The 11997-nt window shown below is 58.2% G+C and carries 12 protein-coding genes; 6 read left to right on the top strand and 6 right to left on the bottom strand.

Annotated elements, in window-relative coordinates; translation table 11 throughout:
* Positions 1 to 145: 145 nt before the first annotated feature.
* The 4 genes from rny to H9X86_RS07405 form a co-directional block, all read right to left on the bottom strand.
* Positions 146 to 1702 carry a ribonuclease Y gene (gene rny, locus H9X86_RS07390; protein ID WP_204900906.1) on the bottom strand — a complete coding sequence of 519 codons (1557 nt, stop codon included), beginning with the start codon at positions 1700 to 1702 and terminating at the stop codon, positions 146 to 148.
* A gap of 806 nt (positions 1703 to 2508) precedes the next feature.
* Positions 2509 to 4317, bottom strand: a complete 1809-nt coding sequence (gene lepA / locus H9X86_RS07395) for a translation elongation factor 4 (protein WP_204900907.1) — start codon at positions 4315 to 4317, stop codon at positions 2509 to 2511.
* Between the two features lie 55 nt (positions 4318 to 4372).
* Positions 4373 to 5077, bottom strand: coding sequence for a helix-turn-helix domain-containing protein (locus H9X86_RS07400; protein WP_207752621.1), 705 nt, complete (start codon positions 5075 to 5077; stop codon positions 4373 to 4375).
* Positions 5074 to 5301, bottom strand: a complete 228-nt coding sequence (locus tag H9X86_RS07405; RefSeq protein ID WP_204900908.1) for a hypothetical protein — start codon at positions 5299 to 5301, stop codon at positions 5074 to 5076. Before H9X86_RS07405 ends, H9X86_RS07400 begins: the two co-directional genes overlap by 4 nt.
* Before the next feature lie 333 nt (positions 5302 to 5634).
* Here H9X86_RS07405 and H9X86_RS07410 point away from each other — a divergent pair, with 333 nt between their 5' ends.
* Positions 5635 to 5850: a hypothetical protein gene (locus H9X86_RS07410; protein WP_204900909.1), complete on the top strand. Its 216-nt coding sequence runs from the start codon at positions 5635 to 5637 to the stop codon at positions 5848 to 5850.
* A 299-nt stretch (positions 5851 to 6149) separates the two neighbouring features.
* On the top strand, positions 6150 to 7124 hold the full coding sequence (gene pta, locus H9X86_RS07415; protein ID WP_204900910.1) for a phosphate acetyltransferase: 975 nt from the start codon (positions 6150 to 6152) through the stop codon (positions 7122 to 7124).
* Between the two features lie 199 nt (positions 7125 to 7323).
* Here the strand turns inward: pta and H9X86_RS07420 are convergent, their stop codons facing one another.
* The gene (locus H9X86_RS07420; RefSeq protein ID WP_204900911.1) at positions 7324 to 8367 is read right to left on the bottom strand and encodes an aminotransferase class I/II-fold pyridoxal phosphate-dependent enzyme; all 1044 of its coding nucleotides are present in this window, start codon (positions 8365 to 8367) and stop codon (positions 7324 to 7326) included.
* 90 nt (positions 8368 to 8457) lie between these two features.
* Positions 8458 to 8721 (bottom strand): 30S ribosomal protein S20, encoded by a 264-nt coding sequence (gene rpsT, locus H9X86_RS07425; RefSeq protein ID WP_087232901.1) that lies wholly within the window; start codon positions 8719 to 8721, stop codon positions 8458 to 8460.
* A gap of 187 nt (positions 8722 to 8908) precedes the next feature.
* Between rpsT and gpr the strand changes: the two genes are divergently transcribed.
* The 4 genes from gpr to H9X86_RS07445 all read left to right on the top strand — a co-directional run bounded on the left by gpr (position 8909) and on the right by H9X86_RS07445 (position 11983).
* Positions 8909 to 9766: a GPR endopeptidase gene (gene gpr, locus H9X86_RS07430; RefSeq protein ID WP_204900912.1), complete on the top strand. Its 858-nt coding sequence runs from the start codon at positions 8909 to 8911 to the stop codon at positions 9764 to 9766.
* A 249-nt stretch (positions 9767 to 10015) separates the two neighbouring features.
* On the top strand, positions 10016 to 10855 hold the full coding sequence (locus tag H9X86_RS07435) for a YihY/virulence factor BrkB family protein (protein WP_204900931.1): 840 nt from the start codon (positions 10016 to 10018) through the stop codon (positions 10853 to 10855).
* Positions 10856 to 10915: 60 nt separating this feature from the next.
* Positions 10916 to 11365: a hypothetical protein gene (locus tag H9X86_RS07440; RefSeq protein ID WP_204900913.1), complete on the top strand. Its 450-nt coding sequence runs from the start codon at positions 10916 to 10918 to the stop codon at positions 11363 to 11365.
* A 78-nt stretch (positions 11366 to 11443) separates the two neighbouring features.
* Positions 11444 to 11983 carry a DUF1836 domain-containing protein gene (locus H9X86_RS07445; RefSeq protein WP_204900914.1) on the top strand — a complete coding sequence of 180 codons (540 nt, stop codon included), beginning with the start codon at positions 11444 to 11446 and terminating at the stop codon, positions 11981 to 11983.
* Positions 11984 to 11997 lie beyond the last annotated feature (14 nt).

Genomic DNA, 11997 nt, shown 5'->3' on the forward strand with positions numbered 1-11997 from the left:
TTTCAATTTATTTTCCCGCCTGGGGGCGGGAAAACTCTGCCGAGGGCTTTTCCCATGCAAGATAGTCAAGACTTCTTGCATGACTTTTGCGTTTTTTGACAGTCTGAAGGCACCGCAGAAGGGGTTCTGCGGTGCCTTAAAATCTTTATTTGGCGTACTCGATGGCCTTGGTCTCACGAATGAGATTGACCTTGATCTGTCCGGGGTACTCCAGCTCGTCCTCGATCTTCTTGGCGATGTCACGGGCCAAGATGACCATCTCGTCCTCGGAGACCTCCTCGGGCTTAATCATGATGCGCACCTCACGTCCGGCCTGGATGGCATAGGCCTTCTCCACACCGTGGAAGGAGGAGGACAGCTCCTCCAGCTTCTCCAGACGCTTGATGTAGTACTCCACATTCTCCTTGCGGGCGCCGGGACGGGCAGCGGAGATGGCGTCGGCAGCCTGCACCAGGCAAGCCACGATGGTCTTGGCCTCCACGTCGCCGTGGTGGGCCTCGATGGCGTGGATGACAGCCTCGCTCTCCCGGTATTTCCGGGCCAGCTCCACGCCGATCTGCACGTGGGAGCCTTCCACCTCGTGGTCAATGGACTTGCCCAGGTCGTGGAGCAGACCGGCCCGCTTGGCCTGGTTGACGTCGGCCCCGATCTCGGCGGCCAGCAAGCCGGCCAGCAGAGCCACCTCGATGGAGTGGTTGAGCACGTTCTGGCCGTAGCTGGTGCGGTAGCGCTGGCGGCCCAGCAGCTTCACCAGCTCGGGGTTGAGACCGTGGACATTGGTCTCGAACACGGCCCGCTCGCCCTCTGCTTTGATGGTGGCGTCCACCTCTCGCTTGGCCTTCTCCACCATCTCCTCGATGCGAGTGGGATGGATGCGGCCGTCCAGAATGAGCTTTTCCAGGGCCAGCCGGGCAATCTCCCGGCGCACCGGGTCGAAGCAGGACACGGTGATGGCCTCGGGGGTGTCGTCGATGATGAGGTCAACCCCGGTCATGGTCTCCAGGGTACGGATGTTGCGGCCCTCACGGCCAATGATACGGCCCTTCATCTCGTCGTTGGGCAGGGGCACCACGGACACGGTGGCCTCCGCCACATGGTCAGCGGCGCAGCGCTGGATGGCCAGGGCGATCTGCTCTCTGGCGTAGGTATCTACCTCGTCCTTAAAGCGGGCCTGGATCTCCTTGATCTTCAAAGCCTCCTCGTGGGTGACTTCCTCCTCCAGCTGCTCGATGAGGTAGCGCTTGGCCTCCTCACAGGTCAGACCGGAGATCTGCTCCAGCAGCTGAGTCTGGCGCTCCTTGATGGAGTCCAGCTCTTCCTTTTCCCGATCCAGCTCAGCACTGCGGGCGGCAAGCACGTCCTCCTTGCGCTCCAGGTTTTCCATCTTGCGGTCCAGGTTCTCCTCTTTCTGGTTGACCCGGTTCTCCTGGCGCTGCAGCTCGTTGCGGCGATCCTTCACTTCCTGCTCAAACTCGTTGCGGGCCTTGAGGATCTCCTCTTTGGCCTCCACGGTGGCCTCACGCTTCTTGCTCTCAGCGCTTTTGATGGCCTCGTTGATGAGACGACGGGCCTCCTCTTCCGCAGAGCCGATCTCACGCTCAGCCACGGCCTTGCGGCGGTTATAGCCCACAGCTGCGCCCACAACCCCGCCAATGACCAGGGCGATGAGCGCCACGATAACACCAATGATAATGTCGTTCATGAATGTTCCCACACCTCCTTGATTGTGTAAATTTTACTACAAAAACTCAAAATAAGACGCGATGCACCCCACGGGGTACACCGCGATAACCGAAAAACCGCCCACCCATTTGGGCGCAGTATTTGAGTGTCATATCGTTTGCCAAAGATCGTATATGAAAGCGCCCTCAAAGGCAGGGCACAACAGTTCCTCAAACAGGCGAAGCCTCGCCCGGTTTTCCTAAATTATCTCTTGTTATTCTATCCGGAACTGTGCAATCTGTCAAGAGGGATTCTGTCCCTTTGTCTCCTCTGGGGGAGACAAAGGGACAATGAAAAATGATGGATGAAAAGTGAAGAATGCAGGCCCTCAAGCCTCTGCTTCGAATGAAAATCCGTGCCGCCATGCGGCACACCATAATGATTCATGATTCGCTATTCATTCTTCATTTGCACAATGTGCGCAGTTTTTACTCCTCGTCCAACTTGAGTACTGCCACTGTAGCGTGAAGAATCTGTGCCGGTGGCACAGATTTAGCGGAAGCTCCGGCGGCTGTGCCGCCGGAGGGGCACCATCGTGGACCCTTATTCCTCATCCAACTTGAGTACAGCCATGAACGCCTCGGAGGGCATCTGCACCGTACCCAAACTCCGCATTTTCTTTTTGCCAGCCCCATGAAACCACGGTTTCATGGGGACCCCGGATTTCACTCCGGCAGGGGCAAGTGAATTGCCCCTGCCCCAAGGTTTTGCCAGGGGCAAAACACTTGTACGGCGCACAGCGCCGCCCCACGTTGTGGGGCCCCGGAAGGCAAAAAGAAAATGTTTTTATTCTTCATCCAGCTTGAGCACTGCCATGAAAGCCTCGGAAGGCATCTGCACTGTACCCAAACTCCGCATCTTCTTTTTGCCTTCTTTCTGCTTTTCCAGCAGCTTCTTCTTTCGGGTGATGTCGCCGCCGTAGCACTTGGCCAGCACGTCCTTGCGCAGGGCCTTGATGGTCTCACGGGCAATGACCTTGCCGCCGATGGCAGCCTGGATGGGGATCTCGAACATCTGGCGGGGGATGTTCTCCTTGAGCTTCTCGCAGATGCGCCGTGCCCGCTTGTAGGCCTTGTCCCGGTGGGCGATGAAGGACAGAGCGTCCACCTGGTCGCCGTTTAACAGCAGATCCACCTTCACCAGGTCGGAGGGGCGGTAGTCGGCCAGCTCGTAGTCCAGGGAGGCGTAGCCCTTGGTGCGGGCCTTGAGGGTGTCGAAAAAGTCGTAGATGATCTCATTGAGGGGCATGAGGTAGTGGATCTCCACCAGATTGGTGTCCAGATACTGCATGTCCTTGTACTCGCCCCGGCGATCCTGGCACAGGGGCATGATGTTGCCCACATAGTCGGGGGGCGCAATGATGGACACGTTGACGTAAGGCTCACGGGCCTCGGCAATGGTGCCGGGGTTGGGATAGTTGTGGGGGTTATCCACCCGCACTACGGTGCCATCAGTCTTGGTCACCTCGTAGATGACAGAGGGCAGGGTGGTGATCAGATCCAGGTCAAACTCCCGCTCCAGCCGCTCCTGGATGATCTCCATATGGAGCATACCCAAAAAGCCGCAGCGGAAGCCGAAGCCCAGGGCAATGGAGGATTCCGGCTCGAAGGAGAGGGAGGCGTCGTTGAGCTGCAGCTTGTCCAGAGCGTCCCGCAGGTCGGGGTACTTGGAGCCGTCCTCGGTATACACGCCGCAGTACACCATGGGCTGCACCGGGCGGTAGCCGGGCAGGGCCTCAGCGGTGGGGTTGGCTGCCTCGGTGATGGTGTCGCCCACCCGGGTGTCCTTGACGTTCTTGATGGAGGCGGTGAAGTAGCCTACCTCGCCGGCGGACAGCTCCTTGGCCGCTTCCATGCCCAGGGGACGCAGGTAGCCGCACTCCAGCACCGTGTGCTCCACCCCGGAGGCCATGAGGCGTACCTTCATACCCGGGCGGATGGTGCCCTCCATGACTCGGAAGTAGACGATAACGCCCAGATAGGGGTCGTACTGGCTGTCAAAAATCAGGGCCTTCAAAGGGGCCTTGGCATCGCCGGTGGGAGCGGGGACGTTGCGCACCACATCCTCCAGCACGGCTCGGATGTTCAGCCCCATCTTGGCGGAAATCTCCGGAGCGTCCAGGGCGGGCAGGCCAATGATATCCTCGATCTCCTGCTTCACTCGCTGGGGGTCAGCGGCGGGCAGGTCGATTTTGTTCAGCACCGGGCGGATCTCCAGGTCGTGATCCAACGCCAGGTAGGTGTTGGCCAAGGTCTGGGCCTCCACGCCCTGGGCGGCATCCACCACCAGCACCGCCCCTTCGCAGGCGGCCAGGGAGCGGGACACCTCGTAGTTGAAGTCCACGTGACCCGGGGTGTCGATGAGGTTGAGGCAGTAGGTCTCCCCGTCGTCAGCGGTGTAGTCCATGCGCACGGCACGGGCCTTGATGGTGATACCACGCTCCCGCTCCAGATCCATGTTGTCCAGCAGCTGGGCTTCCATCTGTCGCTGCTCCACAGCGCCGCAGATCTCGATCATGCGGTCAGACAGGGTGGACTTGCCGTGGTCAATGTGGGCGATGATGGAAAAATTGCGAATGTGGTCTTGCTTGGTCATACTTAATATCGACTCCTCCCTGAGGTTGCACGCCGCTGTGGGGCGGCGGTAAAGGTTATTTTACCCGCTCTTTGTGGCTTTTCATGGCTCCGTTGAGCCGCTCGCCGCAGGCGTGAATGATATGCAGCAGAGACTGATAGGTGCCGGGATAGGCGTCCATCATCTGGTCGTGGGACATATCCGGGAACGTCTGCTTGCCCTTGCTCTGGGACAGGGCCTCCAGATACTCCGCCTCGTTGAGGATCAGGTCTACTCTGGGCAGGCCTGCCACAAACTGCTCCTTGGGTACGGAAAAGAAGCTGTCGGAGTTCTCTGCTCCCGTGCGGCGCAAGTGGCGGAAGAGAATGTACACCGTGGTGGACAGGTAGTTGGTGGCGGCCCGGATGGCGTTTTTGTTGTCCAGCTTACCCAACAGGTCAAAGAGTACGCCCACCGAGTTGACCACCAGCTTCTTGGACAGCGTGGCCATCACCGAGCCCTTGAGCACGTTGTCCGGCTGGGTGGAGGCATCGAAAAGCGTGTCCGCGTCCAGAATGGTGGTGCCGTCCCGGCTCAGGGTGCGGCCCAGCAAAAAGTCCGCAGAGACATTGTAAAAATCGCAGGCCCGCACCACAAAGGCAAGACCCGGCTCCCGCACGCCGTTTTCATAGTGAGACAGCAGCGCCTGGGAAATGCCCAGAGCCGCAGCGGCCTGCCGCTGGGAGATTCCCTTTTCCTGCCGCAGCAGGGACAAAGATCGTGAAAAATCAGTGTGGATCATGTCATACCCTCTCTTTTGGTTCTCCAATCACATTGTGTATAGTATACAGAAATGATTACAATAAGTAAATAATGGGTTCCCACGGAAGGGAGAAAAATGCTCAGAGTATTTTTGTTGTTTTCCACAACACCGCCCCAAAGAGCAAAGATTTTTCCTAAAACTGGGTCACAGCCCTTAATTGAGAATAATTTAACAAACTTTATTCCCAGTAAGCGATTTGTCAAGGGTTTTTCCCCCTGAAAAGCACACATTTTGAAAGAGAGGGGCTTAAGCCCCTCTTGGCCACCATAAAGCACTGAAGCTGGTAGCACCGAAGCCGGTCCTTTGACGGCTCCCAGCTTCGGTGCTCCCAGCAGGACGTGGGCCCGCTGGAGCGTCCCCCTCGGAGAGCGCACGGCTGCCGTCAGGCAGTACCTCCGCCCGCTTGCGGGTGGTGAGTAAGTGCGCCCTAGGTATAATTACTTTCTGGCCAGGGACAACTTGAAAGCGATTTCCTTTATGTGTTATATTTAAGAACAAACAGGGCAACAAATTAGAAGCTGTGGAGGCGGCCATTTATGAAAAATAAAATTTTTAAATATATTGGATTGGAAGTTCTTTTATTGCTTGCTTTGATGCTATGTGGAACTATTGTTGTAAAAATATTAAATGTTGCGCTGAAATTGCAGTTTGAAAGCATAGGGACTACAGGGTTTATCGCAGGATTATGCGCTTGGCTTATATTGTTGATTGGCTGGGGCATAAAAGCAGCTAAAGCAAAAAGGAACAAGTAACTTCCCATTTGTCGGGGGGCCGAATAAGATGGGGCATGGCGCTTCCCGTAGCGCCATGCCCCGTTGCATAAATGACTCCTTTCCCTCTGCTGGTTATCACTTTTGCCACAAATGAACCGTCAGCCGATGTAATGTAGTAGGTAGCGTAAACCACCCTTTATACAGTAACTCCCAGTTTAGCGTGATTTCACCATAATTATTTACATTTCTTTTTCCAAAGCCTTGAAATCTCATTGGGATGGTGCTACATTAGTAGGCGATAACTCTGGCATTACTGAATTATGGAGGGAATCCAACCTATGTTTGGTCAACTGATTGAAAAATTGAAAGCCAGCCCCAAAACCATCGTGTTTACGGAGGGCACCGATGCCCGCATTTTGGAGGCCTCTGCCCGTCTGCTCTCCTCCACCTTCCTCAAGCCCGTTCTCATCGGCAACGAGGACGAGGTGCGTGCTGCTGCGGAGAAGACCGGGTTCAACATCCACGGCGCCATCATCATGGATCCTGCCAAGTACGACAAGATGGAAGAGATGGTGGCAGCCATGGTGGAGCTGCGTAAGGGAAAGATGACCCGGGAGCAGTGCCAGCAGCTGCTGCTCCAGGGCAACTACTTCGGCACCATGCTGGTAAAGATGGGGGTTGCCGACTGCCTGCTGGGCGGCGCCACCTACTCCACTGCCGACACCGTGCGTCCCGCCCTGCAGCTGATCAAGACCAAGCCCGGCAACAAGATCGTCTCCTCCTGCTTCATCATGGTGCGTGCTGCCGCCACCGGCTCCAACGAGGTGCTGGCCATGGGCGACTGCGCCATCAACATCGACCCCTCCGAGGACGATCTGGTGGAGATCGCCCGGGAGTGCGCTGCCTGTGCCCGGGTGTTTGGCATTGACCCCAAGGTGGCCATGCTCAGCTACTCCACCAAGGGCTCCGGCAAGGGCCCCGATGTGGACAAGATGCGCAACGCCACCGAGAAGCTGCTGGCCACCAACCCCGACTTTGCCGTGGATGGCGAGCTGCAGTTTGACGCCGCTGTGTCCCCCTCTGTGGGTCATCTGAAGTGCCCCGACTCCCCGGTGGCCGGTCACGCCAACACCTTCATCTTCCCCAACATCTCCGCCGGCAACATCGGCTACAAGATGGTGCAGCGCCTTGGGAATTTCGACGCCTACGGCCCCATCCTGCTGGGCCTCAACGCCCCCATCAACGACCTGTCCCGGGGCTGCAACGCCATGGAGGTCTATTCCATGGCCATCATCACTGCCGCACTGGCCTAACCCAGATACATAAAAAATCCCCCTCGGTTTACACCGAGGGGATTTTTTGTATCTGGGTTAATGAAAAACGAATAATGAAGAATGAAAAATGCTGGCCCTCAAGTCTTCATTTCTCATGAAATCCGTGCCGCTGTAAGCGGCACACCATAACTATTCATCATTCACTTTTCACTGTTCATTTGAAGGCGGGGTTGTGGCTTTATGGCTGCTGTGACAACCCTTTCAAATCCGCTGCCAGCTGCTCCACCTGCTCAGGTGTGGTGCACCAGCTGGTGCAAAAGCGCACGGCGGTGTGCGTCTCGTCCACCTTCTCCCAGAAAGACCAGGCGTGTTTGCCGGACAGCTGCTCCAGGTGGGCATTGGGGAGAATGGGGAAGAGCTGGTTGGTGGGGGAGTCATAGCGGAAGGGGTAACCTTTGTGGGCAAAGACGGCCCGCAGCCGCTGGGCCTGTTCCACGCCGTTTTTGCCCAGGCGGAAGTACAGCCCATCCTCCAGCATGGTCTCAAACTGCACCCCCAGCAGGCGGCCCTTGGCCAGCATACCGCCCCGCTGCTTGATGAGGTAGCGGAAGTCGGAGGCCAGGGTGGGGTTGGAGATCACCACCGCCTCGCCAAACAGGGTGCCCACCTTGGTGCCGCCCAGGTAGAACACGTCGCACAGCTGGGCCAGCAGGGGGAGGGTGACGCTCTCCTCAGCGGCCAGGCCATAGGCCAGCCGAGCTCCGTCCACAAACAGGGGCAGTCCAAATTCCCGGCACACCTGGGAGATGGCGGTGAGTTCTTGGGCGGTGTACACCGTGCCCTGCTCGGTGGGATGGGAGAGGTATACCATCCCCGGCTGTACCAGATGTTCGTGGGTGGAGTCCTGCCAGTGGGCTTCTACGGCATCCCGCACCTGCTGGGCGGTGATTTTTCCGTCGGCGGAGGGGAGGGGGAGCACCTTGTGGCCGGTGGACTCAATGGCCCCGGTCTCGTGGCAGTTGATATGCCCGGTGTGGGCGCACAACACCCCCTGGTGGGGGCGCAGAGCGGCGGCGATGACGGTGGTGTTGGTCTGGGTGCCGCCAACCAAAAACTCCACACAGGTGTCAGGGGCCTGACACAGGTCACGAATCAGCGCCCGGGCCCGGTCACAGTGTTCATCCACCCCGTAGCCTGGCGTCTGCTCCCAGTTGGTGCGCGCCAGTGCGGCCAAAATGTCCGGGTGACACCCTTCGGCGTAGTCACATTCCCATCGAATCACGTTTGAACTCTCCTTTCTGGATAAACAGAAAAGCCGTCTGGTTTCCCAGACGGCTTTTTGCGCTTGTCTCAGCGATCAGACACCACTTGCTCAGGCCAGCTTGTTGAGCTTCACAGTCATGGCGCTCTTCTTGTGAGCGGCATTGTTCTTGTGCAGCAGACCCTTGGCAGCAGCCTGATCCACGGCCTTAACGGCCACCTTATAAGCGGCATCGGCCTCGCTGCGGTTGCCTTCGGCCACCGCGGCCTCAAACTTCTTCAGGTCGGTCTTCAGCGCGGACTTCTGAGCCTTGTTCTGAGCCGCCTTGGTGGCGTTGACCAGAACGCGCTTTTTGGCAGACTTGATATTGGGCAAACCAAACACCTCCTCCGATGTGATTTTATGTTTTTGCGCAGTTTCCCGTCGCAGATATGTATTCTAACACCAAAGTCCAGAAAATGCAACACTTATTTTGATATTTGTATAAAAAATTTTTCACACGCAAAAAATAGGGTGACGATTTGGCGCTTTCGCAATATCTAGTGGAAGGGGAGCGGGAGAAATGGGAGGAAGCATTCGCACCGATCTGGCCCTGGAGGCCCACCAGCTTCACGGGGATGTGGAGGGGGCAGAGAGCCGGGAGATGACCTGTGAGGGATACGAGACCCATGTGGTTTACGTGCGCACCCCTCAGGCGGCCCGGGCTTTGGGCAAGCCCATGGGCACCTATGTGACCATGGAGCTGGACGGGCTTTTGAGAAGGGAGGAGGCGGGATTTGCCCGGGCGGTACAGGCCATTGCCGGGCAGATGACGCCCATGCTTCCGCCCCAGGGGCTGACCCTGGTGGTGGGGCTGGGGAATCGGGCCATCACCCCCGACGTGGTGGGGCCTCGGGCGGTGGACTACACCCTGGTGACCCGGCATCTGGTGGAGCAGCTGCCCCAGTTTGGACACCTGCGGCCGGTGGCGGCTCTGGCCGCCGGGGTGCTGGGCACCACAGGGGTGGAGAGTGCCGCCCTGGTGGCAGCGCTGGTGGAGAAACTGCATCCCAGCTGTGTCATTGCCATCGACGCTCTGGCCTCCCGGTCGGTGCACCGGCTGTGCCGCACGGTGCAGCTGTCGGATGTGGGCATCGTCCCCGGCTCCGGGGTGGGCAACCACCGCCATGCCTTGACAGAGGAGAGCCTGGGGGTGCCGGTGCTGAGTTTGGGGGTACCCACAGTGGTGGACGGCGCCACCTTCATTTACGACCTGTTGGGGGAGAGGGCTCCCGGTGATTTGCCGGGAGGAGAGCTGTTTGTCACCCCCCGGGAGGTGGACAGCCGGGTGGCGGATCTGTCCCGGGTGCTGGGCTACGGGGTGAGTTTGGCCTTGAACCCCTCCTTGAGCGTGGAGGAGCTGACCATGCTCGTCGAATAATGAAAAATGAAGAATGAATCATGAACAATTATGGTGTGCCGCTTTGCGGCACGGATCATTTGTATGGATGAAGGCCTCCAGGGCAATGCCAGGGTAGAGCGGGCCGGGCAAGCTCGGCCCCTACCACCATGTCAGGAGAGGAAGGCGGAAACTTGTGAGACAAAATTCCCGTTGTCCTGCCTCAAATCCTCTGGTATACTAAAATGTAATATTTTTGTCCATGAAAGGGGGCGGCCTGCTGTGAAACGGATGTTGGAGGCATTTCTGCGCCTTCCGCCGGTGGCCTTTGTCTCGGATGTAGCGGGGCTGTATTTCTCCTGCCGGGTGAGCCGGGCCGCCGCCGAGCTGGCCTACTTTCTGGTGCTCACCTTTTTTCCCATTCTCATCTGCATCTCCGCCTTTGTCTCCAAGCTGGATTTGGAGATGAGCACCTTACTGGAAGAGGCCAGTTATGTGCTGCCCCACGAGGTGGTGTCCATATTTCTGGATTATTTGGGGTACATTGACACCCACCAGTCCAACGCCATGCTGGTGGCGGGTGTGCTCATGTCAGCGGCCTTTGCCTCTGCGGCCGTGCGGGGTCTGATGAACGTGATGCACGAGGTGTACGGCCGGGCCACCTTCCGGGGTGTGCACCAGCTGGTGGCCAGCATCGTCTTTTCCGTGCTGTTGCTGGTGACCATTTACCTGTCTATTACCGTGGTGGTGACGGGAAACTGGTTTTTCCGTATGATTGGAGAGCTGTTGAATCTGGAGAATCTGGTGGCCCAGGTGGACACCTGGCAGTGGTGTAAGTATCTGCTGCTCACCGCCCTGGTGTTTCTCTTCATTCTGCTGCTCTACCGCTTCGCCTCACCCCTGGAAAAGCCCCGGCCCCCGGTGATCCCCGGCTCCCTGCTGGCTGCTGTGGCTTTGACCATCGCCTCTATGATTTTCTCCAACTTCATGGAGAGCTCCACCAAGTACTCCCTGGTGTACGGCTCCTTGACCTCCGTGATCATCCTGCTGGTGTGGCTGTACCTATGCGGCAATATCCTGATCGTGGGCAGCCTGGTCAACTGTGTGATTTATCACAGAAAACACAAGTGAGTGCATAGGTTTCCCCTAAAACAGCCATGCTAATGGCACAAGACTGGGGAGGTGGCGGAGATGTGGCAGGTAGGGGTGTGGGAGCCGGAGGGGAGTCTGAGCCCTGCTCTGACAGGGCTGACCCAGGCCGCACCCTGTCTCATCCGGGCCTGCTGTGCCCCCCAGCCCACCTGGAACGTGCCTTTGGATCTGCTGGTGGTGGCGCCCCACGGGCCACAGCCGTTACATCTGCCCCCATGTACTGCTGCTCTGGTGCCGGGAGATGTACCCCCACCCCGGTTTTTCGCCCCGCCCCGGGTGCTGCTCAGCTATGGCTGTGCAGGCTGGGACACCCTGACCCTGTCCAGCCTCACGGACAGCCGTGCGGCGGTGGCGGTGCAGCGGGAGTTTCCCACCCTGACCGGGGGTGTGGTGGAGCGGCAGGAGCTGGTGCTGCCCTATTCCGGCCCTGGGCCCATGCCATTTCTGGCCCAGGTGGGTACGGCGCTGCTGCTGGGTGTGCTGCCGTAGGGAAAGACGCTTCTCGGGCTTTACGTCTCTGAAACGATGTGGTATAATTTTCACCATCAAATTGGAGTTGATACTGCCGTGGAAGAACTGGTTGAGCTGAAGGAAAAGCTGGCCGCTGACCGCCCGGACGGGTGGGACAGGCTGCCGGACATTCCCCTATATATGGATCAGGTGGTGTCCTATCTCACCCGCCAGATGGTGTGTTTTGAGCCGGGGGACGGCCTGACCTCTGCCATGATCAACAACTACATCAAGGATGGACTTCTCTCCCGGGCCAACGGGAAGAAGTACGGCCAGGAGCATCTGGCCTATCTCACCGCCATCAGTGCGCTCAAACAGGTGCTCAGTGTGCGGGAGATGCGCACTCTGGTGGCCATTGGCCGGGAAAACGGCACCTCAGAGCAGCAGTACGACTATTTCTGCCGCTTTTTGGACCAGGCCCTGAACCAGGCTGCCCAGCAGCTGGACGAGAACGCACAGGTGAAGGATCTGCCGGGCATGGTGCTCACCTATGCCTTGCAGAGCTATGCCCACGGGCTGGTCTGCCGCCGTCTATTGGAAATTATGGCTCAGAAGTCGGATCGCACCGATCTGCTTTTGGGTGGTAAAAAGAAGTAAACCACGTCAAAGGA

It is taken from the genome of Pseudoflavonifractor capillosus, assembly GCF_016902575.1.
In the GTDB taxonomy this organism is placed as follows: domain Bacteria; phylum Bacillota; class Clostridia; order Oscillospirales; family Oscillospiraceae; genus Enterenecus; species Enterenecus capillosus_A.

Excerpts from the sequence above, each read along its gene's own strand:
- rny (WP_204900906.1), bottom strand. The coding sequence starts at position 1,702 with ATGAACGACATTATCATTGGTGTTATCGTGGCGCTCATCGCCCTGGTC.
- lepA (WP_204900907.1), bottom strand. The coding sequence starts at position 4,317 with ATGACCAAGCAAGACCACATTCGCAATTTTTCCATCATCGCCCACATT.
- H9X86_RS07400 (WP_207752621.1), bottom strand. The coding sequence starts at position 5,077 with ATGATCCACACTGATTTTTCACGATCTTTGTCCCTGCTGCGGCAGGAA.
- H9X86_RS07410 (WP_204900909.1), top strand. The coding sequence starts at position 5,635 with ATGAAAAATAAAATTTTTAAATATATTGGATTGGAAGTTCTTTTATTG.
- pta (WP_204900910.1), top strand. The coding sequence starts at position 6,150 with ATGTTTGGTCAACTGATTGAAAAATTGAAAGCCAGCCCCAAAACCATC.
- gpr (WP_204900912.1), top strand. The coding sequence starts at position 8,909 with ATGGGAGGAAGCATTCGCACCGATCTGGCCCTGGAGGCCCACCAGCTT.
- H9X86_RS07435 (WP_204900931.1), top strand. The coding sequence starts at position 10,016 with ATGTTGGAGGCATTTCTGCGCCTTCCGCCGGTGGCCTTTGTCTCGGAT.
- H9X86_RS07440 (WP_204900913.1), top strand. The coding sequence starts at position 10,916 with ATGTGGCAGGTAGGGGTGTGGGAGCCGGAGGGGAGTCTGAGCCCTGCT.